Source organism: Cronobacter sakazakii, assembly GCF_000982825.1.
Classification (GTDB): Bacteria; Pseudomonadota; Gammaproteobacteria; order Enterobacterales; family Enterobacteriaceae; genus Cronobacter; species Cronobacter sakazakii.
This window is the reverse complement of record NZ_CP011047.1, coordinates 1199860-1226766: the sequence shown is the minus strand read 5'-3', so window position 1 is coordinate 1226766 and position 26907 is coordinate 1199860. Positions and strand designations below refer to the sequence as shown.

Annotated in this window: 20 protein-coding genes; 9 read left to right on the top strand and 11 right to left on the bottom strand. The window is 57.3% G+C overall.

Annotated features, from left to right (window positions below; all coding sequences use genetic code 11):
• The first annotated feature begins 107 nt into the window (after positions 1-107).
• Genes CSK29544_RS05690 through nudI form a run of 3 tightly spaced genes read left to right on the top strand, consistent with a single transcriptional unit; the run spans position 108 to position 2104 of the window.
• Positions 108-980, top strand: coding sequence for a radical SAM protein (locus CSK29544_RS05690; protein ID WP_029039092.1), 873 nt, complete (start codon positions 108-110; stop codon positions 978-980).
• Positions 970-1677: a deoxynucleoside kinase gene (locus CSK29544_RS05685; RefSeq protein WP_029039093.1), complete on the top strand. Its 708-nt coding sequence runs from the start codon at positions 970-972 to the stop codon at positions 1675-1677. The genes CSK29544_RS05690 and CSK29544_RS05685 overlap by 11 nt, the downstream gene beginning before the upstream one ends.
• Position 1678: 1 nt before the next feature.
• The gene (gene nudI, locus CSK29544_RS05680) at positions 1679-2104 is read left to right on the top strand and encodes a nucleoside triphosphatase NudI (protein ID WP_029039094.1); all 426 of its coding nucleotides are present in this window, start codon (positions 1679-1681) and stop codon (positions 2102-2104) included.
• 390 nt (positions 2105-2494) lie between these two features.
• On the opposite strand, the gene CSK29544_RS05675 is transcribed toward nudI, so the two are convergent.
• Positions 2495-4096, bottom strand: coding sequence for an STY4199 family HEPN domain-containing protein (locus CSK29544_RS05675; protein ID WP_007892712.1), 1602 nt, complete (start codon positions 4094-4096; stop codon positions 2495-2497).
• Positions 4097-4169: 73 nt separating this feature from the next.
• Positions 4170-4334, bottom strand: coding sequence for a hypothetical protein (locus CSK29544_RS24540; protein ID WP_162140774.1), 165 nt, complete (start codon positions 4332-4334; stop codon positions 4170-4172).
• A 33-nt stretch (positions 4335-4367) separates the two neighbouring features.
• Between CSK29544_RS24540 and CSK29544_RS05670 the strand changes: the two genes are divergently transcribed.
• Both CSK29544_RS05670 and CSK29544_RS05665 read left to right on the top strand, forming a co-directional pair.
• On the top strand, positions 4368-4934 hold the full coding sequence (locus tag CSK29544_RS05670) for a GNAT family N-acetyltransferase (protein ID WP_007892709.1): 567 nt from the start codon (positions 4368-4370) through the stop codon (positions 4932-4934).
• 314 nt (positions 4935-5248) lie between these two features.
• Entirely contained in the window at positions 5249-5647 is a 399-nt protein-coding gene (locus CSK29544_RS05665) for a YdeI family stress tolerance OB fold protein (RefSeq protein ID WP_007797247.1), read from the top strand.
• A 44-nt stretch (positions 5648-5691) separates the two neighbouring features.
• Here CSK29544_RS05665 and CSK29544_RS05660 read toward each other — a convergent pair whose 3' ends face one another.
• Complete coding sequence (locus tag CSK29544_RS05660; protein WP_004388302.1) at positions 5692-6450, bottom strand: SDR family NAD(P)-dependent oxidoreductase; 759 nt, start codon at positions 6448-6450, stop codon at positions 5692-5694.
• A 118-nt stretch (positions 6451-6568) separates the two neighbouring features.
• On the opposite strand from CSK29544_RS05660, the gene CSK29544_RS05655 reads away from it, so the two are divergent.
• From CSK29544_RS05655 to CSK29544_RS05645, 3 genes are all read left to right on the top strand, one after another.
• Positions 6569-7468 carry a LysR family transcriptional regulator gene (locus tag CSK29544_RS05655; RefSeq protein ID WP_007892707.1) on the top strand — a complete coding sequence of 300 codons (900 nt, stop codon included), beginning with the start codon at positions 6569-6571 and terminating at the stop codon, positions 7466-7468.
• A gap of 52 nt (positions 7469-7520) precedes the next feature.
• Positions 7521-8555 carry an inner membrane protein YhjD gene (yhjD, locus tag CSK29544_RS05650; protein ID WP_029039095.1) on the top strand — a complete coding sequence of 345 codons (1035 nt, stop codon included), beginning with the start codon at positions 7521-7523 and terminating at the stop codon, positions 8553-8555.
• 274 nt (positions 8556-8829) lie between these two features.
• Positions 8830-10158 (top strand): MFS transporter, encoded by a 1329-nt coding sequence (locus CSK29544_RS05645; protein WP_004388299.1) that lies wholly within the window; start codon positions 8830-8832, stop codon positions 10156-10158.
• Positions 10159-10477: 319 nt separating this feature from the next.
• Here CSK29544_RS05645 and CSK29544_RS05640 read toward each other — a convergent pair whose 3' ends face one another.
• Both CSK29544_RS05640 and pdeH read right to left on the bottom strand, forming a co-directional pair.
• Positions 10478-12535, bottom strand: coding sequence for an AsmA family protein (locus CSK29544_RS05640; protein WP_029039096.1), 2058 nt, complete (start codon positions 12533-12535; stop codon positions 10478-10480).
• A gap of 64 nt (positions 12536-12599) precedes the next feature.
• A complete protein-coding gene (gene pdeH, locus CSK29544_RS05635; protein WP_004387638.1) occupies positions 12600-13373 on the bottom strand; it encodes a cyclic-guanylate-specific phosphodiesterase in 774 nt (257 codons plus the stop codon).
• 232 nt (positions 13374-13605) lie between these two features.
• Here pdeH and kdgK point away from each other — a divergent pair, with 232 nt between their 5' ends.
• Positions 13606-14538, top strand: a complete 933-nt coding sequence (gene kdgK, locus CSK29544_RS05630) for a 2-dehydro-3-deoxygluconokinase (protein ID WP_007895646.1) — start codon at positions 13606-13608, stop codon at positions 14536-14538.
• A gap of 86 nt (positions 14539-14624) precedes the next feature.
• On the opposite strand, the gene CSK29544_RS05625 is transcribed toward kdgK, so the two are convergent.
• The 6 genes from CSK29544_RS05625 to bcsB form a co-directional block, all read right to left on the bottom strand.
• Entirely contained in the window at positions 14625-16115 is a 1491-nt protein-coding gene (locus tag CSK29544_RS05625; protein ID WP_007895643.1) for a M16 family metallopeptidase, read from the bottom strand.
• A 199-nt stretch (positions 16116-16314) separates the two neighbouring features.
• Positions 16315-17601 carry a dicarboxylate/amino acid:cation symporter gene (locus tag CSK29544_RS05620; protein ID WP_004387635.1) on the bottom strand — a complete coding sequence of 429 codons (1287 nt, stop codon included), beginning with the start codon at positions 17599-17601 and terminating at the stop codon, positions 16315-16317.
• 180 nt (positions 17602-17781) lie between these two features.
• A complete protein-coding gene (locus CSK29544_RS05615) occupies positions 17782-19740 on the bottom strand; it encodes a sensor domain-containing phosphodiesterase (protein WP_029039097.1) in 1959 nt (652 codons plus the stop codon).
• Between the two features lie 123 nt (positions 19741-19863).
• Entirely contained in the window at positions 19864-23367 is a 3504-nt protein-coding gene (gene bcsC, locus CSK29544_RS05610; protein WP_007895637.1) for a cellulose synthase complex outer membrane protein BcsC, read from the bottom strand.
• Positions 23349-24464 carry a cellulose synthase complex periplasmic endoglucanase BcsZ gene (bcsZ, locus tag CSK29544_RS05605; protein WP_007852866.1) on the bottom strand — a complete coding sequence of 372 codons (1116 nt, stop codon included), beginning with the start codon at positions 24462-24464 and terminating at the stop codon, positions 23349-23351. Before bcsZ ends, bcsC begins: the two co-directional genes overlap by 19 nt.
• Before the next feature lie 6 nt (positions 24465-24470).
• A complete protein-coding gene (bcsB, locus tag CSK29544_RS05600) occupies positions 24471-26903 on the bottom strand; it encodes a cellulose biosynthesis cyclic di-GMP-binding regulatory protein BcsB (protein WP_029039098.1) in 2433 nt (810 codons plus the stop codon).
• Between the last annotated feature and the right edge of the window lie 4 nt (positions 26904-26907).

Sequence of the window (26907 nt, the reverse complement as noted above, 5' to 3'; positions counted from 1 at the left end):
ATGTAACAGATGTGCTTTAAAATTAATCAATCGAGGAGTACCATCCAACATTAACCATGTTTTTGCAGGGGTTATAGACTTTCCAGCAAAGCAATCAGAGGTGGTATATGGATATCAGCAACCTGCTTTTGGATTTCAGAATTACTTCACATTGCAATCTCGGATGTGACTTGTGTTTTCGTAACCCCGGCATAACAGATTCTACGCTAACCACTATTTTTGATGTCATTGAACGTATGTACAGGATGGGCTTTCGCCGTATCGGTTTTACTGGTGGCGAACCAACATCCAGAGAAGACTATATCCATTTGATTGAATACGCAAAACAGATGGGTTTTATGACGTACCTCTCAACGGTCGGGCATCGTTTCATAATGGATCACGAACGATTAAATCCAATTTTGGACTGGGTAGGAATGCCAATCGACGGAATTGACAGGATTGTAAATTCCGATATCAGAAGTGAAAAAATGAGCAACCAGCATAGAGTCATTAAAAATATACTAGACTGGCTCCCATATAATAATAATCGTATTAATATAAAACTTACAACTGTGGTTTCTCAATCGAATATTAATGTATTAAGTAATATTGTTAGCTGGGTTGACAATCTTCCCTATAAAATCCAGGCATGGCGATTCTATCAATTTTGCCCATTAGGTGTAGGAAAAGAAAAAAGGAATAAGCTAGAGATCGATACTGACCTATTCATAAATAATATGAACAAACTAAAAAAACAGTATCCGTCTGTACCAATCAGTTGGGCAACGTTTGAAGAAAGAGATAAAGCTAATGTTGTTATGGAGCCAAATTTTGACATTATAATTCCCGACGGTGAAAATTACACCAGACTCGGAAATATGCTAACGGATCCGCCAGAAAAAATTATAAGTGCCATTTTCGGGAATAGTGAAATCATTAGCAAATGCCAAATAAATCGTTTTTGGCTGGAGGAAAGGGAGTTTAACAATGAGATATAGTTACCTTTATATGGATCCCTGGTCTGCAGACAAAGTCGTAACCAACAAAAAAAGAAAGCCTATTTATATATGTTTGACCGGGAATTCTGGCGTAGGCAAAAGTACACTTTTGAAAAAGTTATCTTCCAGATTATTCTCGACAGATCCTGATACCATAGCTATCGATGAAAAAAGCGTACATCATTCCCTTCTTCCTTATTTGTTCGATGATACAAATAACTATGGTTACCTTATTCAGCTCAATTTTATGATACAGCGGGCTCTCATCATAAAATCATGGCTGGATAAGGGATTCAATTTAATAATGGAACGTTCACATCTTGAAGACTATATATTTATTAACTTTATGCTCAATGCTGGCTATATAAGCAAGTGGCAGTATGACTCGTACATTAAACTTTGGGAATCAATAAATGAACTGCTGATCGAGCCGGACATTATTGCTTTTATAAATTATCCCATTGAACACTCACTCGCGCATTTAAAGCATGACGAAATTAATGGCATCCGGCCAAAAGAATTTCCTGATGAAGCAACAAAAGTAAAATGGATAACGGGATGGCATACAGAGTATCAAAGTTTTACAGATAAGCTTCCTGTGCATCTTCGTGAGCGAGTTATGGCATGTACTCATCCTGATGATATAGAAAATTTCACTACTCTGGTCACTAATAAAGCGATGACTTTAAGGAGATAAAATGCGCCAAAGAATTATTGTTTGCCCTGTTATTCAAAACAATGGTGAGTTTCTTCTTTGTAAAATGGCCTCTGATCGTGGCGTTTTCCCGGGGCAGTGGGCTTTGCCTGGCGGAGGAATGGAGCCAGGGGAAACAATGGAGACGGCATTGAGACGAGAAATCAGAGAAGAGTTAGGAGATAAACTGCTTATTACTGATGTTCAGCCCTGGGCTTTTCGTGATGACATCCGAATGAAAACATACCCGGATGGTACTACCGAAGAAATTTATATGATTTATCTCATATTTGATTGTATCAGCGCCAACCGAAATATTACGTTTAACGAAGAGTTTCAGGAAATCATGTGGGTATCTCCTGAAGCATTAAAAAGCATGGATTTAAATGAGGCAACCCGAATCACTTTTACACAAAAGGGATTTATATGAAATAGCCCCTGCCTGCGGGCAGGGGCATCATAACAGTGAGTAATTTATTGTTAAAGATCTATTGGTCATTAGATATCAATAATAATGATGTTCTTTTGAGTCTTTAATAATTTATTTTTTAATAAGAAAATACTCTACATTACTAATATTATCTATCATGTTAAAGCTATTATTTTAATACAAGAAATAACATTTACACCCGGCAATTCCCTAAGGACTATGGATTAAATGATTGTGATTCATCACCATAACATAATATTTTAAGGCGACACTTGGTCCCTAGGGCTGGTTAATACCTCTATTATTTATGCCTGGTGCCCATTCCTTATAAATAAACAAGGGGAAGCGTCTGCTTCCCCTTTTTGCTGCCGCGCTTTTACCGCCGCGAATTTACCGGATCGTCTGGTAAATCGCCTCGCGGATTTTCACCCATTTCTTCGTTTCATCATTCGGGTTCGCCTGCGCGCGCAGTTGCGCCTGCTCAAGTTCATGCTTCTGGCGCTCCACGACCGCGGGCACGGTGCAAAACGTCTGCAAATACTCTTTACGCATGGACGTCATTTTCTCGCCCTGCGACAGCGCGTGGCTTAACGTCGTGATCATCCGGCGGCACGGTTTTTTTTCATCCATCTGGAGGCGATAGCGCAGCAGCGTTTCCAGCGTCTCTTCATGATTTTTCGCGAGCGCCTGCTCGGTCCAGGCCACTTTCCAGTTCATTCCGGCTTCGAGAAAGAGGCGCGTAACCAGTTTGTCATCGCGATCGATAGCCGCGCGCAGGTTCTCTTCATCCCACGTGATGCCCATTTTGCTGAGCTTATGACGCGGGCTGTCGTCGTTGTTCTCAGGCTCTGCGGCCATGGCGGTCGCGACAGGCGCGGTCACCTCCTCTGCCGCAGGGGGTTTAAGCGCATCGCTTGCGACAAACAGCGCGCCGACCACCATCGCAATCGCGCCGAGGCCTACTGCGCCCCAGACCGCGCCCATCACCAGCTGGCGCGTCTCCTGCTTTTTGCCGTCCTGACGACGGCTCGGGCTTTCGATGGCATCGCGAACGTCAAAAATATCCCCACCGACCACGCTGTTTTTCTTCGCGGCATGATCGATAAACGCTTTCAGCTGTGCGTCATCGGCTTTCATCAGCGCCGCCGGGTTCACGCGCGTGCGCCCTTCGCCACAGGCTTTATGCAGCGGAGCGCTGATGGCATTGAAATAGTTATCCAGCATCACTTCCTGCGCGCCGGAAAGCGGTTTGCCGAGCGCGGCGACGTTACGGATTTCGCGGATATCATCCAGCAGGGTTTGCAGCGTTTTGCGTGGCTCGACAAACAGCGTCAGCGATGTCGCGCCCTGGAAAAGTTTGTCGTAGTGGCGGGCGAAGAGCTTTTTATCGACCACCAGCATCGCCAGCTCGCTGAATAACATGCCGCTCAGGATGTCGCCCTTGTCGCACATCTTCAGCCAGCGGCGCACTTTATCGCCGCCGCACAACTGTTTGAGCTGATTGACGCGCTGCTGCTCGTCCGGCCAGGCTTCGCGCACCATGCCGCGCAGGGTGAAATCGAGCGCGCGCAGCTGGCGCAGCGCGTCGGGCTGCATCGCCGTTTTATCGACATTCATCTCAGTGGAATAGCCCAGTTTCGGCTGCTGGTTACGCACTTTCTCAAGGCACGTCACAAAACGCAGCGCCGCGAAAAGCTGGTTCTCCGTCACGTCCTGGCCGCTCTCATACTGCGGCACCAGCTGTTGTAAATGACGCAGCTGCAACGTGAACTGCGACATATCGGCGTCGTTAAGGTTCAGCCGGCGGGCGACCGTCGCCCAGTTGCCGAGATTCAGACGCGCCTGGTCGAGCTGTTGTAAGAACCACTGCGGATCTTTGCCCTCCGCAACGTTAACGCCAAGCAAAACCAGGATTTCAACCGACGCCTGGCGGATCACCGTGAGCGCAGTTTCAAATGTTTCTCTTACCAGAGGCTGTGTGAAGCGGGCCATGTTGCATCCTTTTGCGCTCAACGCCCCGTCATAAAGGTGGGCGGAGCGGGCGAAATTTCACTTAAGTATCTTGTTATTTCTGAATTTTTTTATCTGCGCTGACGGGCAGTGAGACAACATAGCTGAAAATAGCCGGAAAAAAAGTGACACGTCGGTTTTTGCGTGAAAAATCGCCTTTTCCTGCCTGAATTAGCAGGTAAATGGCGGCGCGAATGACAGCGGCGCGTTTTTCAGGCAACACTGTTTGCTGTACTTACCACGTGGAAACCCTATGCACCCTGACACGCCCTTTAACGACGCGTTGTTGACGTTTAATTCCACACGCCTCGATTACCGGCCCCTCACGCCCGACGACTGGCCGTTCTTTTTAAGCCTGCAACGTGACGATACGGTGATGCGTTTCGTGGCCGACCCGCGCTCTGACGCGCAGCGGATGCAGGATTTCACGTTGCGCCTGCCGCCCTGGACGCCCGCAAGCACCCGCTGGCTCTGTTTACTCATTAGCGAGAGGCACAGCGGGCAGCCGGTGGGCGTAACGGGCTTTGTGATGCGCGGTGAGGGGATTGCTGAAGTCGGGTTTCTGCTGGCGAGCGCCTTTCAGGGCCAGGGCTACGGCCATGAATCGCTGCGCGCCATCTGTCGCCTCGCTTTTGAAGGCTGTAGCCTGCGGCGTCTGGTGGCGACCGTCACCGGCGGCAATATCGCCTCGAAAAAGACGCTGGAAAAAGCGGGATTTCTTCAGGAGGGCACGCTGCGGGAAAGTTACTTTATCGGCGGACGCTGGCATGACGACTGGCTGTTTGGCCTACTGGCACGCGACTCTTCACCGGAGAGTTAATTCTGACGCACGGTGGGTGCGCTCACGCTTACCCACCCTACGCAAAAACATATACGTCGGTTTTAACCCGTAGGGCGGGTAAGCGCAGCGCACCCGCCATGACGCAAAAATAGATACGCCGATTTTAACCCGTAGGGCGGGTAAGCCTAGCGCACCCGCCATGACGCAAAAATAGATACGCCGGTTTCAGCCCGTAGGGCGGGTAAGCGTAGCGCACCCGCCGTCTGCCCCCACATGCGACTCCGCCGAAAGACGTTTTTACTTCCTTGTGCCAGGCTTAAAGAACATAAACCTGCAACAACACAGGGAGACGTATGAAAAAAACAGTGATTATCGCCACGCTTTCCGCGTTACTGGCCCTGCCTGCACTGGCAGAAGAGAAAGGCGGCTTCAAGAACGATGAAGCCCCGCCGCCGCCGCATCAGCTTAAAGAGGGCTACCGCGGCATTACCGATGCCCGCTCGATCGACGTGAAGCAGGCAAAAGAGATGCACGACGGCGCCTCCGTGACGCTGCGTGGCTATCTGATCAAGAAAAAAGGCGATGACGTCTATCAATTCCGCGATAAAGGCGGTGATATCGACGTGATGATCCCGCATGCGGTTTTTCAGGGCAAAGAGGTCAGCCCGGATGAACTGGTGGGCATCAGCGGTACGCTTGATAAAAAACAGCAGCCGTACCGCATTCGCGTGACGCACTTCCAGAAAGAGTAACCTGCCAGAACGCCTTGCCCGGTTGCGCCGGGCAAGGCAACGCTTTACAGGAACATCCCGCCGGAGACTTCAATCCGCTGCGCGTTCATCCAGCCCAGCTCATCGCCGATAATAGCCGCTATCGCCGCGCCGATATCATCCGGCAGCCCCACGCGCCCCAGCGCCGTCTGCGAGGCGATAAAGCGGTTCAGTTCGTCGTTATCACGCACCTGTCCGCCGCCGAAGTCCGTCTCAATCGCGCCTGGCGCGATGATATTCACCGCGATATTCCGGCTGCCAAGCTCTTTGGCCTGATAGCGCGTCAGCACCTCCATCGCGCCTTTCATTGAGGCATACGCTGAATAGCCCGGCAGCGCAAAACGCGTCAGCCCGCTGGAGACGTTCAGGATGCGTCCGCCGTTATTAATCAGCGGCAGCAGTTGCTGCGTCAGAAAGAACGGCCCCTTGAAGTGAATGTTCACTAACTCGTCAAACTGCGCCTCGCTGAACTCGCCAAACGGCGCATAAATCCCGATACCCGCGTTGTTGATTAAATAATCAAAACTGTCGCGCTGCCAGGTCTGTTGCAGTTGCGCCTTCACCTGTGCAACAAATGCCGGGAAGGAGGCGCTATCGGCGACGTTCAGCGCCAGCGCTGCCGCTTTCACGCCTTTTTGTTCAATTTCACGCACAACGGCCTCGGCGTCTTCACGCCGACGCTGGTACGTCAGCAAAATGCCAATTCCGCGCTCTGCGAGCTTCAGCGCTGCGTTTTTACCAAGCCCGCGGCTGCCACCGGTGATGATTGCGATACGTTGCGTCATAAATACCTCGTCATGGTCTGGGTGATGATTAAAAAAGAGCTTATTAGCTGACAATAGAACGATAAAGATCGCAAAATACGCTTTACTGTTTCATATATAACAACAATGAGGGGCAGCGATGGATAAAATTCACGCAATGCGTTTATTCGTGCGAGTGGCGGAACTGGAGAGCTTTACCCGCGCCGCCGAGACGCTGAGCCTGCCGAAAGGCAGCGTATCGCGGCAGGTGCAGGCGCTGGAAAGCGCGCTCGGCACGCGCCTGCTGCACCGCACGACGCGACGGGTGCATCTCACCCAGGACGGCCAGGTCTATTACGAGCGCGCGCGCGATCTGCTCGCGAATCTCGACGAACTCGACGGCTTGTTTCTGCACGATCCGGCGAGCGTCAGCGGGCGGCTGCGTGTCGATATGCCGGTGGCGGTAGCGCAAAACGTAGTAATCCCGCGTCTGCCGGAATTTCTTCACCACTACCCCGGCATCGCCCTTGAGCTGAGCAGCAGCGACCGGCTGGTGGATGTGGTGCGCGAAGGCTTCGACTGCGTGGTGCGTGTCGGCCAGCTGAAAGATTCCGGGCTGGTGGCGCGCCCGCTTGGCAAATTAAGCCAGGTCAACTGCGCCAGCCCGGATTATCTGGCGCGCTTCGGCATTCCTGAAACGCTCGACGATCTCGCTTCGCACGCGCTGGTGCATTACACGCCAACGCTCGGCACGCGTCCGGCGGGCTTTGAAATTGGGCGTGAGAGCGGTAGTGAGTGGATACCAACCGGTGGCGTATTGACGGTCAACAGCACCGAAACCTACCAGGCCGCCTGTTTCGCCGGGCTGGGGATTATTCAGGTGCCGCGCATCGGCGTTCGCGAGGCGCTGCGCAGCGGCAAACTCGTGGAAGTGCTGCCGCAATACCGCGCCGCGCCGATGCCGGTCTCGCTGATTTATCCGCACCGTCGGCACCTCTCACGGCGCGTTCACCTGTTTATGGAGTGGCTGGCGACCGTCATGAAAGGTTACGTTGACTAGCTGCGGGCTATACTTGGAAGCAAGTTGTAAAAAATAAAAGGAATCAACGCTAATGACCACGCCGGAGCAGCCTGCTAAACGCCCGACCGAAGATCTGAAATATCAGCCTGTCCCGCAGCTGGATACGCGCCCCGAGGAGAAGAAAGCCGACGATAAACCCGCCGAGGGTGTCATCGGTACGGTGAAACAAAAGGTGGAAAAAGTAGAGCGCCGTCCCGCAGTCGCGCATCTGCTTCGCGCCTTTGAGCGGTTTAACGAACGTATGGGCAACCAGTTTGGTGCCGCGATCACCTACTTTTCGTTTTTATCGATGATCCCGGTGCTGATGGTGTCGTTTGCGGTCGCAGGCTTTGTGCTCGCCTCGCACCCGACCCTGCTTCAGGACATTTTTAATAAAATTCTGCAAAGCGTCAGTGACCCGACGCTCGCCAAAACTCTCAGCAGCAGCATTAACGCCGCGGTGGAGCAGCGCACCACGGTCGGGATTGTGGGCTTTGCCGTAGCGCTCTACTCCGGTGTGAACTGGATGGGCTACCTGCGAGAAGCGATCCGCGCGCAGTTCCGTGACGACTGGGAGCGCGGCGCGGAAGACGACAAAGAGAAATTCTGGGTGAAATACCTGCGCGATTTTATCTCCCTGATTGGGCTGCTGGTGGCGCTGGTCATCACGATGTCGATTACGTCCGTCGCAGGTTCCGCCCAGGAGACGATTATCCGGCTGCTGCATCTGGACGCCATCGGCTGGCTGAAGCCGGTCTGGCATCTGATTGGCCTTGCCGTCTCTTTCTGTGCCAACTATCTGCTTTTCTTCTGGATCTTCTGGCGTCTGCCGCGCCACCGGCCGCGTCGCAAAGCGCTGCTGCGCGGCACCGTGATTGCGGCGATTGGCTTTGAGGTTATCAAAATCATTATGACCTATACGCTGCCGTCGCTCGTGAAATCGCCGTCCGGCGCGGCATTCGGCTCGGTGCTGGGGCTGATGGCGTTTTTCTATTTCTTTGCACGCCTGACGCTGTTCTGCTCCGCCTGGATTGCGACGGCACAGTACAAAGACGATCCGCAAATGCCGGGTAAAAACCCTGCGTAATCCCTTCGCGCGGGCTTGGAAAAACGCATTTTTTCAGCCCGCCGCCTCCCTTTCAGTATAAAAATCCAGGGTGTAACTTTTATTTAACCTAAAACCAGTTTTATCGACTGAATATGAAATTCTGTGAAGCATTTCATAGAAGAGAATAAGCTGGCGCTAAAACTATCCGCTTTTTGCCTGTTTTTTGCGCACTCTTGCGGCGCCCGCTGAATTGAAATGTCGTTTTTGCTGTGGCTAATATGGGGTTTCGACGTGACTACAATAAGAAAATTCTATGCAAGCAACCATCGCCACCAGCATCGACAACGAACACGACGCCGCGCCCGTCAACTCGCGCAGTAAGGTCGTCATCGCCTCGCTCATCGGCACCGCCATTGAGTTCTTCGATTTCTACATTTACGCCACCGCGGCGGTGATTGTGTTCCCGCACATTTTCTTCCCGCAGGGCGACCCGACCGCCGCCACGCTACAGTCGCTGGCGACGTTTGCCATCGCCTTTGTGGCGCGCCCGATAGGCTCGGCCGTGTTTGGCCATTTCGGCGACCGTGTGGGCCGTAAGGTGACGCTCGTGGCCTCGCTGCTGACCATGGGGATTTCTACGGTGCTGATTGGCCTGCTGCCGGGCTATGAATCGATCGGCATTATGGCTCCGCTGCTGCTGGCGCTGGCGCGCTTTGGCCAGGGTCTGGGCCTTGGCGGTGAATGGGGCGGCGCGGCGCTGCTCGCGACCGAGAACGCCCCGGCGCATAAACGCGCGCTGTATGGCTCTTTCCCGCAGCTCGGCGCGCCTATCGGCTTCTTCTTCGCTAACGGCACGTTCCTGCTGCTGTCGTGGCTGCTCACCGACGAACAGTTTATGAGCTGGGGCTGGCGCGTGCCGTTTATCTTCTCCGCCGTGCTGGTGTTGATTGGCCTGTATGTGCGCGTGTCGCTGCATGAAACGCCGGTATTCGCCAAAATCGCCAAAGCGAAGAAACAGGTGAAAGTGCCGCTCGGCACGCTGCTGACGAAACATGTGCGCGTCACCGTACTTGGCACGTTCATCATGCTCGCCACCTATACGCTGTTTTACATCATGACGGTCTATTCAATGACCTTCAGCACCACGCCAGCGGCGCAGGGCGGGCTGGGCTTCCCGCGTAACGATGTGCTGTGGATGCTGATGATGGCAGTAATTGGCTTTGGCCTGATGGTGCCGGTAGCGGGCCTGCTGGCGGATCGTTTCGGGCGTCGTAAGAGCATGATTGTTATCACCACGCTGATTCTGCTGTTCGCGCTGTTTGTGTTCCCGCCGCTGCTGGGTTCCGGCAGTGAGGCGATGGTAATGGCGTATCTGTTGATCGGCCTGAGTCTGATGGGGCTGACGTTCGGCCCAATGGGCGCGCTGCTGCCGGAGCTGTTCCCGACCGAAGTGCGCTACACCGGTGCCTCGTTCTCCTACAACGTGTCGTCGATTCTCGGCGCGTCGGTGGCACCGTATATCGCCACCTGGCTGCAGGCGAATTACGGGCTGTTTTATGTAGGGATTTATCTTGCGGCGATGGCGGCACTGACGCTTATCGCGCTAATTGCCACCAAAGAGACGCGCCACCAGTCGCTGTGATGGTGTGCATTTAACGAAAAGGCTGCCCGCGGGCGGCCTTTTTTGTTTTTGGATTTGAGAGCGAAAATGGCGGGTGATTTGACGGCATCCGCCTGGCGGCGGGTGATTTGACGGCATCCACCTGGCGGCGGGTGCGCTGCGCTTACCCGCCCTACAAACTGAGACGTTTATCTTCTTGAGTAGGGTGGGTAAGCGCCAGCGCTCCCACCTTTGCGTTATGGCGGATGCGCTATGCTTACCCGCCCTACAAACTGAGGCAGGCGTATATCTTCAGTAGGGTGGGTAAGCGCAGCGCACCCACCTTCCCCATGAAACCCTGTTACTTCTTCATCTGCCCCAGGATCGCGCTGCACTGGTTCTCGTTGCCTTCGGATGGCGAAATCAGCGCCAGCAGCGCCGCGGCGGGCGTCACCAGCGTTGCGAGCGCTGCCGCGACCGCGCCACGCGCAATCAACGGCCCCGGCTTCACGCCGTAATCCGGATCTTTAAAGGTGCCGCGCACGTACAGCGGCGAGCGCAGCGTCACGATACGCACCCCTTTGCTTTCCGGATTAATGGTGAGATCCAGCCGCTCGTCGGCGAAACTGGTGGTGCCGGTGATGTTAATCAGCGCGTTTTCAGTATCAAAGGCGAAAATCTCCGGGCGCGCCACGCCGTTGGTCAGGTTCAGGTTCGCCGCCGCGCAGTTGACCCGCACTTCGTCGTCGCCAAAAATCTGCCCAACGATAAAGTTACCCACGTTCAGCCCCAGAATTTCCATCAGGTTACGGCTGATAACGCCGTCGTTCATCAACAGCTTCAGGTTGCCGTTACTGGTGCCAAGCAGCGACGCGACCGAGTTACCGGTGCCGCGCAGTTTCGCATCGCCGTTCAGCTCGCCAAGCGTGCGCTGCATCAGCTCGACGTCCGGCATCAGTTCTTTGAGCTTCAGCCGTCGCGCCTGAATTTCCGCCACGCCCTGCATCGGTTGCTTGTCGCCGTCGAGATGGATATTGGCGTCGATAGTGCCGCCCGCCATGCCGAATTTCAGCGGCTTGAGATGCAAATCGCCGTTGTTGAGCACAATATGGGTGGTGAGATCGCTAATCGGCAGGCGCGTGCTGTGTTCGATACGACGGCCTTTAAAGCGCACATCGGCATCCATCACGTCCCATTTGTTGGTTTCAAAGGTGTCGTGCGGCAGCACTTTATCGCCCGGCTGCGCCGGTTTTTCGCCTTTTTTCTGCTCGGAATTTTTGCTCTTCTCCGCCCCGGCACCGGAATCGACGCCAATCAGCGGGCCGAGGTCGGCAAGCCGCAGCTGGCGCGATTCCAGATCCCCTTCCAGTTTCGGTCGCGGTTTGCGCTGGCTGTAGGTCAGCGAGCCGTGAATATCGCTTTCACCGATGCGCCCGTTAAAACCGCGATAATCATAGACCGAGCCTTTGTCGCTGTTGATTTTAGCGACCAGCCGGCCATCCGTTTCAAACGGTGGCGTATCGGGCAGCAGCACACCGGTCAGCTCATAGAGATCGCCCAGTGAATTACCCGCGAATTTCAGCTGTAAATCGACGCCGCCCATGTTCATCGGATCGTTGACCGTCCCGACAAACGCCACGCGGGTGTCGCCGGAGCGCAAATCGGCCTGCACCGGGAACGGCGTGCCTTCACTTTTCAGCGCCAGCATCCCGCCGATTTTCCCGCTGCCGCGCAGCGGCTGGTCGTTATAGGTGCCGCGCGCCTTCAGGCTGAAGACATAGTCGCCGACCTTATCATTCCCTTTTTTATCTTTGTCACCGGTCACTTCGTTAAACGGCAGCGGTTTGCCAAGCGGATCGATGAGGATCTCCACATCGGCGCGGCTGACGTTATCGTCCACCCGCACGCGGCCCTGATCGAAGAGAATATTGTCGAGCCGGAAAGACCAGGAAGATGGCTGCTGCGCCGCTTCGCCTTCGCTCTGCTTCATGTCGAACGTCCAGTTATTGGTCTTTTCCGACAAGCGAATCAGCTGCGCGTCCGGCTTCTGGAATTTAATCCACGGCAGATAAACCGTTTTGGTGAGCAGCGCCAGCGGAGCGAGCGTCGCCTCAACGCGAGGCAGATGGATCATGGTGACTTGCGGAATATCCGGCGGGTTGCCGAGCACAACATCTTCAGCGTGTACGTGCGGCCAGGGCACCCAGCTTCGCCAGCCGGGTTCGTCTTTATTACGCTCCCACACCACGCCCAGATCGCCACGTATGGCAAAGGGGCGGTTAAGCTCCGTGGAGACCTTCTGGTTGATGGTCGGCTTAAGCCGATTCCAGTCAAACGTCGCGATAATGATGATGGCGACCACGACCAGCAACAAGAAAACCCCTGCTACCACGCTGATAATTTTGGTTGTTTTTGTCATCCTCACACCTCGTCCTGATGATGCCTGCCTCAACTAAAGATAGTTGACGAAAGCGCAAAGCTCATCAGGAGAGTCTGAGTATTACCGTTTCCAGCGTTTCGAAAGGCACCGGGCGCGAGAGAAAATAGCCTTGCGCGGCCAGCGCAGGCGACTGTTGCACATCCTGCCACTCTTCCAGGGTTTCCACGCCTTCAACAATCACGCCTTCGCAGTAGTGATTCATCAGTTGCAGCAGCATGGTGAACAGATTGCGGCCTTCGCTGCTCTGACGCAGCATGATGAAAAGATCGCGCGCCACTTTGATGTAGTCATAACGGACTTCGTTAAGCGCTGAGAAATTCGCCATGCCGGTGCCGAAATCGTCCAGCCACAGCGGGCCGAATTCGCAGAAACTCGCGAACGTCGAGTCTTGCGGCAGGCTGATGTGCTCTACCAGTTCAAAGCGCACCCACGGCAACGCTTCCGTTAACGCGCGGATTTTCGGCATGTCGCGCATCGCCATGAGCGTCGGGCCATCAACGTTCACGGAGGCGAGAATGTTATTTTCTGTGAAAAACGGCGCGCGCGATGACAGCACCTGTAGCTGCTCTTCAATGACGTCCACGCGATAGCGTACCGGCAGCCCCGCGAAATAGCGGTCCGGCGCGATGCGGCGCGAGGGATCGCTCGGGTGCGTGACGATAGTCAGCAACTCAACCGCCAGCAGACGCCCGTCGGTGCGGTAAATCGGCTGATAGGTGTAGGTGCGCTCGCATTGCAGCCAGTAACGCCGCTCTTGCAGGCTTTCGACACTCGCCGACGGCAGCGCCAGCCGGTGAGTGACCTGTTTTAAATTCATGGTAAAGGGTCCTGTGATGTGAGGGTTTACCGGACTCGTCCTGGAATTATCGGCGCTGCGGTTGAGAACTTTATGCACAGTTGTCCGACCCGTAGGGTTATAAAGAATAATGCTTTTCTTCAGAAACAGGGGCGCAGCTCAAAAAATAATGGAACAGCGTTTTAAAAGGTTTGACTGCGCGATCGCGGCGGCACACACTAATGCCCATCTTCTCGTTTTCAGGTGAGTCACTATGTCAGAGCACAAGATTGCCGTGATTGGCGAATGCATGATTGAACTGTCGGAAAAAGGCGCGCAGATGAACCGCGGCTTTGGCGGGGATACGCTCAACACCGCGGTCTATATCGCCCGTCAGGTGAGCCCGCAGGCACTGTCGGTGCATTATGTCACCGCACTTGGCAAAGACCCTTTCAGCCAGCAGATGCTTGATGCCTGGCAGGCCGAAAACGTGCACACCGAACTCACGCAGCGTATGGATAACCGTCTGCCGGGGCTCTACTACATCGAAACCGACGAGCGCGGCGAGCGCACCTTCTGGTACTGGCGCAACGAGGCCGCCGCGAAGTTCTGGCTGGAGAGCGACGAGGCCGACGCCATCTGCGCGCAGCTGGCGCACTTTGATTATCTCTACCTGAGCGGCATTAGCCTGGCGATTTTAAGCCCGCACAGCCGTGAAAAACTGCTCGGCCTGCTGAAAACCTGCCGCGCCAACGGCGGTAAAGTGATTTTCGATAATAACTACCGCCCGCGCCTGTGGGCGAGCCGTGAAGAGACGCAGCAGGTTTACCAGCAGATGCTTAGCTGCAACGATATCGCCTTCCTGACGCTGGATGATGAAGACGCGCTGTGGGGCGAGAAGCCGGTTGATGAGGTCATTGCGCGCACCCAGGCGGCGGGCGTGCGTGAAGTGGTGATTAAGCGTGGTGCCGAATCGTGCCTTGTCGCGGTGGCGGGCGAAGCGCTGTGCGAGGTACCTGCGGTGAAATTACCGAAAGAGAGCGTCATCGACACCACCGCCGCAGGCGACTCGTTCAGCGCCGGTTATCTGGCGGTGCGTCTCACCGGCGGCAGCGCCGAAGCGGCGGCAAAACGCGGCCATCTGACCGCCAGCACCGTGATTCAGTATCGCGGCGCGATAATCCCGCGCGAGGCGATGCCGCGCTAAACCTGACGTCTTCGACGAGCCCGGCCTGCGCGCCGGGCTTTTTATTTCCGCCGCGCATAAAAAACCCGGCCGGAGCCGGGTGGTCATTAATTGCTTTTGTCAGCGGGAGGCGGAATGTCGGTGACATCCGGGCGCGCGTCATCCGGCGCAGGCGCTGCGGCGACAGGCGTCATAATGCGGTTCCAGGTCTCCTGAAGCGCCTTCACGCTGTACTCTTCCTCACCCTTCGGTTGCAGCAGAATAAGCGCCATCTCCTGAGAGAGTTGCTGGCGTAAATCTTGGTTCAGCTCCGCGGCGGTCAGGTTATTAAGGAAGCTCTGACGCAGGTTCTGGTACTGCTCCGGCGCAATATCCACCACCTGATTTTGCAGCGAACGCATCCGCTGGTTGATAAGCACATCGGTATCGGTGCGCGCATAGGTGGCGAACAGCTTCTGTAGCTCCAGCTTTTTCTGGGCAATCAGCGCGTTGAACTCATCCACCGACAGGCCGTTTTCGCGCACGTTCGCCAGCTCGCGGGCGATAAGCGCCAGGTTGCTGTCGAGCTTATCATTCGGCGATTCAACGTTAATGGCGCACTGGGCGCGCTGGAACAGCACGCGGCAGTCAAAGCCGATGCCGATATCTTCGATGTTGTTCTTGCTCAGGTTCTGCTGAACGTGCCAGAACAGCGCCTCGCGCGCCAGATCCGCACGCCAGTAGCGCTGCAGCGCAGAAGATTCGCGGATCGGCTGCCACGGGTTATCCCACATAATGGAGAGGCGATCCTGGCGCACGCTGTCGGTCATGATAGCGACCGGCTCGCGACGCAGCGGCGACAGCGTCGGCACCGGGGCCGGAGTTTCACGCTTGCCTTTTAGCTCGCCAAACGCTTTGTTGATCTGCTCCGCCACCGCGCGGCTGTCAACGTTGCCGACCACGATAAGCGTCATGGCGTCCGGGGTGTACCACTTCTTGTAGTAGGCTTCGAGCTGTTTTGCGTCTACCGGCTGCTTCAGGTCAACGGACGGATCGTGGCCCAGCAGCGTCGAACCTTTCAGGCGCTGACGCCACCAGCCATCCTGCGTGTCCGGCCAGGTGGCGACCATATCCTGGGTTTGCAGGGCTTTGGTGATGCTTTCCGGCGTAATGGCGACCCGCCCGGCAGTATCGGAAAGATATGTCAGCGCTTCTTTCAGCAGGTCGTTGCGGTTATTCGGCAGGCTCAGGTTAAACAGCGTGTAATCGTAAGAAACCACGACCGGGGGCATCGGGCGCTTCGGATCGATACTCTGCTGCCAGAGAGAACGCGCCTGCACCGCCTGTAGGCTGCCGCTCTGGGTGAGCGCCAGACGCGGCAGAAAACGGGTATAGCCGCTCTGCTGGGTGTTTTCAGCCAGCGACCCGGTGTTAACGGTCAGGCGAATTTCAATGCGGTCGCTCGGGCGCTGCGGCGTGGAGAGGATTTGCCACTGAAAGCCATTGCTCAGCGTGCCCTGTTGCCAGGCCGGGTCGGGCTGGAGCGGTTCTGCCTGCACGAGGCTGGCGGCGGCCATCAGTAAACCGCCAGCGATAAGTCGAATTCTTGTGCCCTGCATGTGTACCCCTGATCAACATTCCTGGTTAAAAACAGTCAAATGGCGACAAAAGGCTGCTGTGGCCCGTCGCCAAAGATAGCGCTTAAACTTTTCGTTAGACCGCAAAAAAGCGGAAATGTCGCGCAATAGAGTGAAATAAACGTTAATTATGCGCAGGCACCCGCCGCCAGAGCAAGCAGCGGCGGGCTAAAGAGTGAGATCAGGAGGAGATTTGCTGCGTTTTAGCGGCAGAATTCTTGTTATTCAGCGTGTCATTAAGCTGTTTTTCATCGAGCTCTTTCACCCACTTCGCAACCACAATCGTCGCCACGCCGTTACCGACCAGGTTGGTTAACGCGCGCGCTTCCGACATAAAGCGGTCGATACCAAGAATGAGCGCAAGCCCGGCCACCGGCAGATGGCCCACGGCGGAAATGGTCGCCGCCAGCACGATAAATCCGCTTCCCGTCACGCCTGCAGCGCCTTTTGAGGACAGCAACAGCACTACCAGCAGCGTTATCTGATGGAAAATATCCATATGGCTGTTGGTCGCCTGGGCGATAAACACCGCCGCCATCGTCAGGTAAATGGAGGTGCCGTCGAGGTTAAACGAGTAGCCGGTCGGGATAACCAGCCCCACCACCGATTTGCGACAGCCCAGTTTTTCCATTTTATCGAGCATACGCGGCAGCGCGGATTCCGATGACGACGTGCCAAGCACGATCAGCAGCTCTTCACGGATATAGCGAATGAATTTGAAAATGTTAAAGCCGGTGGCGCGAGCGATGCTGCCCAGCACAACCACCACAAACAGAATACAGGTGATGTAGAAGCAGACGATCAGCTGGCCGAGCTGTACCAGCGTGCCGACGCCATATTTACCGATGGTGAACGCCATCGCGCCGAACGCGCCGATGGGCGCGAGACGCATGATCATATTGATGATGCCGAAAATGACCTGCGAGAAGCTTTCAATGACGTTGAAAATCAGCTGACCGTTACGGCCCAGGCGGTGCAGCGCAAACCCAAACAGTACCGCGAACAGCAGTACCTGCAGAATGTTGCCGCTGGCGAACGCGCCGATCACGCTTGAAGGGATAACATCCATCAGGAAGGCGACGATGCCCTGCTGCTGCGCCTGCTCGGCGTATACCGCGACGGCTTTGGCGTCGAGTGTCGCCGGGTCAACGTTCATGCCCGCGCCCGGCTGGACAAGGTTCACAATCACCAGACCGATAATCAGCGCAATGGTACTGACGATTTCGAAATAGAGCAGCGCGACCGCGCCCGTACGCCCTACCGCCTTCATGCTTTCCATACCCGCGATGCCGGTCACGACGGTACAGAAAATCACCGGCGCGATAATCATTTTAATCAGCTTCACGAAGGCGTCGCCCAGCGGCTTCATCTGTGCGCCAAGCTCCGGGTAGAAGTGACCGAGCAATATCCCGATGGCTATTGCAGTCAAGACCTGAAAATAGAGGCTTTTGAAAAGAGAGCGTTTCATAGGGGTGTCCTTGAAGGTAATAACCACAGGAATTGTGTGTTAAAATCCCGCCTGCAGCGCTAAAAGTAACACCCGTAAAACATGTCAGATATATCAGAGCATCAAATTGGAAACATAAATGTTAAGATTTATGAGCTGAAACGCGTCAGCCCATGATGCCTTACACCTTTTGCAGCGACGTCACGGCGCTGTCAGCCACACGTCTTCAAACGCCGCAGGCGTCGCCGCCTTGCCGAAAAGATACCCCTGGCCCACCGTCACGCCCGCGTTTAACAGCCAGTCACGCTGTGCCTCGTTCTGAATGCCTTCCGCCACCAGTTCAAGGTTAAGCTTTTTCGCCATGCTGATGATGGCCGCGACCACGCTGTCATCGTCCGGCAGGTTATCAATAAAGCTCTTATCGATTTTGAGGCTGTCCACTGGCAGCGCTTTCATTTTCTGTAGCTGGCTAAGGCTCGAATACCCCATGCCGAAATCGTCCAGCGCGATGCGCACGCCCGCCTCGCGCAGGGGGCGCAGAATGGCGATGGCGGCTTCGGTATCGTCAATACGCTGGCTTTCCGTCATCTCCAGAATCAGCGTGCCGGGCGCAATGGCGTAGCGTTCCAGTCGTTGCAGCATCGTTTGTACTAGATCGCGTTTTAACAACTGCAATGACGACACATTCACCGACAGCGGCAGCATAATGCCGTGCGCCTGCCAGCGCGCCAGTAACTGACACGCCTCGTCCAGCACCCAGTCGCCCACGGTAACGATAAGCCCGCTCGACTCAATGTTATCAATAAGCCCTACCGGTAACGTCCACTCGCCATCCGGCTGGCGCTCGCGCAGCAGCGCTTCGGCACCCACAATGTTGCCGTTGCGCATATCCACCTGCGGCTGCAGCCAGACGGCGTACTGGCGGCGCGCCAGCGCATTTTGCATCGCGCTTTCCTGCGCGCTCACCGGGGATTCGCCGAAAAACGCCGCCTGATTGACGCCGTTGCGCCGGGCGTCCAGCGCGGCGGAAATCGCGCTCTGGTAAAGCGTCGAGGCGCTCTGGCGGCCATCGAACATCGCCACACCAATGCTTGCCGCGCACGCTGGGGCGCCGCTGTCCGACTCTGGCGGTTCGTTAAGGGCCGCCAGCAGCTGTTGCGTCAGCGTCACCGCGTGTTCCGGCGTTTTTACGCCGTGCGCGATAATCGCGAAATCATCCTGGCTTATCTGCGCCAGCACCATCCGCGGCGTCAGTACCGAGCGCAGCTTCTCAACGCGCGCGCGCAGGAGCGCCTCGCGCTGCGATTCGTCAATATCACGCAGCGGCTCACAAGCCACATACAGCAACGCGGTGGCACCGCCGCCCGCGACGGCCTGCTCAAGCAGTGCGACGAGCAACGCCTGGTTCGGCAAACCGGTGAGCGGGAAACGGGTGCCGCTGGTGCGCACCTCGTCGAGCTGTTGCGCAAGCGCCTGCTGGTTACGGTTATAAGTGCGCACCAGCATACCGATCTCATCATCCTTATGCAGACGCGGAATAGTGAGCTGATGATGCGCCAGTTCATGCGCGTCCAGCGCGTTCAGCGTGCGTGTGATGTCGCGCAGCGGGTGCAGGATCAGGCGGTTGATGCACCAGGTGATCGCCACCGAGAGGATCAGCGCCAGCAGCAGGAAGGTGGTCAGCAGGGTCGAAATCGCATTGATGATAAAGCGGTACATCCGCCAGGAGTCGGCCTGCAACACCAGATAGGCGAGCGGCTGCGGGTTGGCGGGCCGCTCCAGCGAATAGAGCGGCAGGGAGATCTGCACCGGCAGCTCAAAGACGCGGGCGAGCGTCACCGGAATCGGGCGCTCAGGCGTAAAGCGCATGCGCAACGCCTGGAACTGATTAGGCAACACGACATCCGCACGGCTAATCACGCCGGCGGGTTTAATTTCGCGAAGGATCGCCTCCGCTTCCGGAATATTGGCTTTCAGAATGGCCGCAGAGAGCGGCTGGCGCACCGAGCGGGCGATGCTCTCCATCTGCATGGCGGTGTGGTAGCGATGCGACTGCACGAAATGAAACAGCAAAACGACGCTGAAAATAAAAAGAAAAAAGACGGAAACGGCCGAAACCATCGCCATCTGTTTTATCGTGAGGGAACGACTGACTCGCAACTTGATTCTCCACTGATGCCACTGCCCGCATGATAATCACTCATAATTATCATTGCGGGCGGGAGTATACTGCATTGTTGTGGAATTTAACCGCGCGGGCGGGCCGAACGCGCATTAATCTTGTTACCGGTCGGCGTAAGGCGTCAGCGTCTGCGGCGGCATATCCATATCGCCCTGCCAGCCGCCCTGCGAGTAGCGGATAAACAGCGAGAAATTGCTCGGCGTATAATCCTTCGCCTGCTGAATATCAATGGCGGCACCCACCGACCAGTTTGAAGTAATGCGTCTTTCAATCAGCGCGTTGGCGGTATAACCCCAGCCGCTGCTGCTGCTGCCTTCTTCCAGCGCGTCCTTGTCGGCGTAACGGCTTAACGCCGGATTTTGCGCGTTTATCACAGGCGTCGGGATAAGCCCCGACAGCGGATAGCGGCGCTCGGTCTTCGTGCGGGAGTGCGACCACGAGCCTGACGCCCCAAGCTCCCACGACCAGTTTTCCGTTCTCATCCGCCAGGCGACCGGCACCGCGAAAGAGACGTACTCCTGCGGGCTGTAGTAGCCGCCCTGGCCTAAAGAATAACCGCTCAAATCTTTCTCATAGTGCCACACCATGTTGTTGAGCCCAATGGTGAGGCGCTGATTATTTTCGTTAATCAGCTTGTAGTAATAGCCGCTCATCCAGCGCACCCGCCAGTTATCAGCGACATTTTTACCGGTGAGCTGATCGGCGTTAAGACTGGCCCAGACGCCGTGCGCCTCGCCGCGATCGTAGCTGAGGCTCGCCCCGCCGCCAGTGGCGCGCACGCCGCCCCACGTCGTGCCGGTGTTGGACGGCGCGTCGCGCTGCCCGCCGAAAGCCAGCATTGAGCTCGAAATCGGACGTCGATGCGCGTTCAGCGTGTAGCCAATCGGCCCCAGATCGCTGCTGTAGCTTAAGCCGCCCACCACATCGACAACATCAAAGCCTATCGGCGTGGTGCCGATATCCATATCCCAGGTGTCGTTGCGCCAGCCCGCCGCTACGCTCACGCCGGAGGCGCGCTGTTTCGCGTTGCCGGAACAGGGCGTTTCGGCGCAGGTGCCCCAGGTTTCGCTATAACTGTTGCCGCTAAAGCTGCCCGGATTCATGTTCACCGCGTCGGTACGCAGGAACAGCCGCCCGTCGCGCAGCGGCGCATCCACCTGCAACATCGTGGTATTCGCTTTCAGATCCGAATACCCCGGCGTACCGCTGGAGCCCCAGTAGTCGTGCTGGAGCGTGACGTTTAAATCCTGCTGGCGATAGAGATCCGCCGCATCGCCGCGCACGCTGCGCTTCAGCCAGTCGTCGCTGGCGTCGTTGCGGGTAAGCCGCGTGAAAGCGTCGTTATCGCCAGGGCGCGTCGGGGTGATGCCGGAGGCGACCATCGCGTCACGATAGGTCTGCAACGCCTGCTGCGGCTGCCCGTTCTGACGCTGAAAGCGCGCCGCGTCGCGCAGCACCAGCGCGCTTTCCTGCGATGGCGGCTGCGTTTTCGCGGTAGCGGCAAGCACGGCGAAAGCCTGCTGCGCACGCGCCGTGTCGCCAAGCGCCGCCTCGGCATTGGCAATGCGCCGCTGCGTGCCCGGCGAGCGAGGTTCGCCGCCTGCGGCAGGCGTTTGCAGCGCCGCGAGTTGCTCACGCGCCGCCGCGTTATCACCCTGCGCGATCAGCACTTCCGCAAGCCCCAGCCGCGCCTCTTCGCTGGCGGGCGAGCGCGTTAATACCGTCTGATACTGCGCGCGCGCCGTGGCGTTATCGCCGCGCTGCTGCGCCCAGTCGGCCAGCGTTAAATCGATACGGTCTGAAGGCGGCTGCTGGCGTAACAGCGCAATGGCCTGCGCCTCCTGCCCGCTGTCGCGCAGGCGGTTGGCCGTCTCCATCAGTTCATTGGTCTGTAAACGCTGCGACAGCTCAAGAATATTCGGCGTCCATTTGTCGCGCGCCAGCGTATTGAGGTGGCTTAGCGCGGCGCGCTGACGATCGCTGCCGGAGAGATAAAGCCCGTAAGCGTACACTTGCTCCGGGTCGCCCGGCTTACGCTGCGCCAGTTGCCCCATCACGGTATCGGCGTCGCGGCGCTGGCCGGCAGAAGCCAGATCGCTTGCCAGCCGGTAGGTTATCCAGACGCTGTCCGGGTCGAGCGCCAGACGCTGACGCTGCACCGCGGCGGCGTCGGCGAAGCGCCCTTCGGCTTCCAGCGCGGCGGCCTGCTGCTCAAGGCGATCGTTCGTCATGCTGCGTTCGATATCGTCAATGCTGCGCCGCTGGCTGGCGGAGAGCGTGGCGATAAACGCTTCGGCGCGCTCCGGCGACTGACGACGATAGAGATTCGCAAGCCCGCGCACCGCGTTGCTGTTGGTGTTATCCATGCGCAGCGCCTGCCGGTAATAGCGCTCGGCCGCCGCGTCGTCTTTCTTCGCCACGGCGACATCGCCCAGGCCAAGGACCGCGTAGCTGTCGGTGTTATCCACCGTCGCGGCCTGCTGATATTTCTGCTGCGCCAGCGCCAGATTGTTGGCTTTCAGCGCCGCGTCGCCCTGCTGTATCAACAGCCAGTAGCGGTTCACCTGTAACAGGCTCTGCCAGCGACCGCTGTTAGGGCTGTTCGGATCCTGTTTGAGCGCCTGCTCCAGCAGCGGCACGGCGCGCGCGCGGTTGCCCTGCTGAGAATACGCCTGCGCCAGCGCGCCCAGCGCTTCGCTGTCATTCGGGTTCGCTTTTACGGCGCTGGTCAGTTCCGAAACGGCTTTGGCGCCCTGGCCCTCTTCCACCCGCGCGATGCCCTGCATTCTGGCGCGGTAAGCCGGATCGGCGAGTTTAGTTTGCTGTTCAGCGAGCAGCCCTTTGGCTTTATCGGCGGTATCACCGCTGCTGAACACCTGTAAGAAACGCTCCAGCGCGGCGACACTGTCGTCGCTTGCGGGCATACCCTGAATCTGCTGATACCAGAGGTCTGCCGCCGTTTCACGCCCGCCGCCCGATTTCGCCATCTGCTCAAGCACGCTGAAACCTTCCTGCTGGCGGTTGGCGGAAAAGAGCTGTAGCGCAAGCTGCGTGCGTAGCTGGTCATTGCCCGGCGCGCGGTCGTTTAGCGCCTGCATCTGGCGGATAGCCTCGTCACGCCGCGCCGGATCTTTTGCGACCAGCGCCCAGTATTCAACGGCCAGATCGCCATCCGGCGGCGCGCCGTTAAACAGCTTCTGATACGCCGCCAGCGCTTCCTGCGTATGCCCTGTCGTGCCGAGCAGACGCGCCTGTTGCAGTTGCTGACGCCCTTCCGGCGAGGCCAGCGCAAGCGTGATACGCGCCTGTTGGTACGCTGAGGATTGCGGAGCGAGCTTGCCCAAGCGCGCAAACTGCTGCTGCGCGCCCGCGTTATCGCCCTGACGCAGCAGATAACGCATTTTAGCGGCGATAAAATCGGGATCGTCCGGGTTCATCAGCTCCAGACGGTAGAGCGACTGGCGCACCAGATCGTCTCGTTTGGCCGTTTCGCCAAGCCGCACCTGTTCGAGCAACTGCTGTCGGATATCCGTCTGCGCCTGCGCCGGCCCGCTGAGGGCGACGCCGAGCGCCAGCGCGGTGATACTTAACGCGAACTTGTGCATGACTCTCCCCAGGCGGGTTGCAGCTCACCGTCAACGGTGAAGCGGAAACGGTGTTCATCCCATCCCTGGCCAAACAGGGTTAATACATAGCTAAAGTAGGCGTCCTGCTGCGGATAGTTGTCCGCCACGCGCTGGCGTTGCAGCGCCTGGATATCGCGGTTTTGCAGGAACGGCAGCAGCGCGGCGGAGAAGCCCACCGGCCCGTTACCCTGGGTTTTACCGTCGATAACACGGACTTTTTCCGGCGGCACGCCCGCTTTGATTGTGGCGGTTTCCATCGGGCTGAGTTTTTTGAGCAGTGGCGCCTGCTGTTCATCCGCCGGGTTCATCATGCCGACCCACAGATAAACGCGAATGGCGTCGTAGCTGCCAATCAGCGGTTTTTGCGGTGCCGCAGGTTTCATCACCCAGCCTTTCTTCGCCTCATAGCTCACCCAGTCCGGCGAAAAGCCCTGCGGGGCCGTTTCCAGCAGCAGGCGCAGGTTGGTATCGCGGATGGTCGTCCAGGGTTTGCCGTAACGGGTGAAATAGCGCGCCAGCTGCGGCGGCATATAGCTCGGGTTAAAGCGCCAGAGCGTCGGCTCGGCAAAGCTCACTTTACCCGGCAGCAGCATGTCGCCAAGCGCGGGCACGTTCACCACTTCTTCTTTGGCGATGCGGTCCAGCAGCGCTTTGCCGGTGTCGCTGTAGCGCGGCTCTTTCCACAAGCGTCCCGCTTCAAGCAGGCTCCAGGCTATCCACAGATCGGCGTCGGAAGCGGAATTGGTGTCGAGCACCGTCCATTCGTCCGGCCCTTTCATGCCCCACAGCCAGGCGGGCAGCGTGTTTTTCAGCGAGCCTTGCGCAAGGTTATTTTCCGTCCACTGAAGAATGTTATCGAACGCCTCGCGGTCGTTGGCCGCAAGGGCAAAGAACAGCGCGTAGCTCTGCCCTTCGGACGTCGTGATTTTGCGCGGATCGCTTGGGTCAATCACGCGTCCTTCTTCGCTGATATAGCCGCCTTTAAAGCGGTCCCAGTCAGCCCAGCCACAGGCGGCATGGGCTGAAACGGTCGCCAGCAGCAGCCCCGCCGCAAGCCATCTGCACAGATTCTTCATGGCGCGTTACTCATGGTTGCCCGGATCAAGACGGCGGCGGCTCAGGATACGCAACAGACGCCACAGCACCCACGCCAGCAGCACGACGCTGATAGCCGCGAAAATCGCCAGCAGAATCGGGTGGTTCGCCAGCGCGTACCAGATACGATCGAACCACGGCAGGTGGCCCACGTAGTAAACATCACCCACGCGCAGGCTGTTCACGCCCGATTCACGAATAATCGAGACCGAGCCATACATCGCGGCACGTTTACCGCTATCGTTGAGCGCGTCGTTGAGCAGCTCATAACCGCGCGGGCTGTCGGCCAGCAGCGCCACGACGCTGCGCTGATCGTGATACGGCGACTGGAAGCCCACGACTGCGGCCATCGGCCCGGAAGAGGTGATTTCCGTTTGCACCTGCGGCTGACGGTCGCGGTCGTCGGTATCGATAAGCGTCACGTCGCGCGTCGGGGTTTTCACCCAGCTTTGCGTGGCGTTCACCAGCATATCGATGCGTTTTTCATCTTTCAGCGACGCGGGCAGCGTACCGATCACCAGAATGTCGGCGTCTTTATTCTGCATGTCGCCGCCCTCGTTGGTGATGGTGAGGTTAACGGCCGGGAAACCGGTCTGCGCGCCGATAGTGCCTGCGGTGTCCAAAAGCGTCGTGAGCTGCGCCGGGTTCGGCTGTTTCGGCATCACGATAAGCGTATCGGAGAGATCCGCCATCCGGCTGAACGGGAAACCCGCGTTGGCGAAAGAGCGCAGATCCGGCATCGCGATAAAGTGATGATAGTTGGAGAAATCCAGCGTGGAATCATCGCCTATCACTACGCGGTTCGGCACCGTCTGGAAGGTCACGCAGTTGTCCAGCGTGCCGCCCGGCAGCGGGTTGGTATAGTTGAAATCAAACCGCAGCTGGTTCGCCGCGCCGAGGCGCAGCGTCGGCAGTGTCACTTCGGTTTTGCCGTCCAGCAGCCCCTGCAACAGCGGCAGACGCAGCAGCAGACGGTTGGTTTCATCTTTCGGCAGCAGGTTGAAAGATTGCAGGAACTGGTTGTTCAGGCTGATATCCATGCGCGAGTTATCGCGCGTGGCGGGCGACGTATAACGATAATTCAGACGCATATCGATGCCGTTGCTGCGCAGCAGATAGAGATCCGGCGGCAGGTTAAGCGTCAGCGAAATCGGGCTCGGCTCAAGGCCGGTCGCCTGTAACTGCTCTTCATAGCCTTTCAGCTCGCCAAACGTCACGGCGCGATCGGTACGCACCCAGTTCGGCGCATCGTAAGGCTGGCGGGCCAGCAGCGGTTTGACCTCGCCCACTTCGACGCTGTCGCCACGGAACAGCAGACTGCCCTGCGCGATGCCTTTAGCGGCCTGGAGTAAATCTTTATCGTCGCGTCCTTCAATCACCAGCAGTTTCACCCACGGGCTTTGCGGATGGCTCATCATGCGTACCATCGGGCCTTTCGCTGGCGGCAGGTCGCGCAGAAAGTCCGGGCGATTATCATTCGTGGCGAAGACGATCGCATGGCGCGTGGGGAGCTGGTTATAGAGCACCGGGAAGCGCTGACCGCGCCAGCCGGAGCGGGAGCCAAACCACGAGGAGACAATACTCGCGGCCTGCTGGGTCGCGAGATCCGGCGCGGCGGCGAAGACCATCGGCAGCTCCAGCGGACGGTTATCGCGCGAATCAAAGAACGGCACCGGGAAGTGCGACAGATCGTTTTGCAATTGCAGCGTCTGGAAGGTGAGATTCAGGGCGCTGTTGCGTCCGATATCCATCCACAGCGTGTTGCTGGCCTGGTTTTCGCAGACGTCGCGATAGTGGCCGACAAACTCCAGACGCACGCGGTTGAAATCGCTGACGTACAGCGGATCGATAGGCACCTGGGCGGTGGTTTTCTTGCCGAGCTGCTCTTTGGTCACCGGCAGCACGTCCATCAGCTCATCGTTCAGGTAAACCTTTAGCTGCGACTGTACCGGCAGCAGCGACGGCGACGGGGTGTAGGTCAGGTTCAGAGTGGCTTTCGAGATAATTTCATCGCTGCGCATCCCGAACTCGACAAAACCGTCCGGGCGGGTGCCTTTCAGAACCATGCTGCCTGGCGGCGGCGCGATGCTGGCGAAACTCAGCGTAACGTCGCGCGCGGGCGCGCCATCCTGAACCACGGGCGCACCGGCGCCTTCCACACCCGGCATCACCTGGCCGAGCACCGCGCCTTCCGTCGCAGGCGCAGGCTCGGTGCCCGCGACAGGCGGCGTGGCGGGCGTTAACGCCTCGGTGCGCGCAGGCGTGGCGGTCATGACGCCTTCAGTCGCAGGCGCGACCACCGGCGCAGTCGGTGCGGCGGTGGCGTTCGGATCGTTAGTGGCTTCAGGCGCGCCGTAGGCACCGGGCAACAGGCTCATTCCCACTGCCACAGCGCACATCCAGGAGAGTTTTCTTTTCATCGCA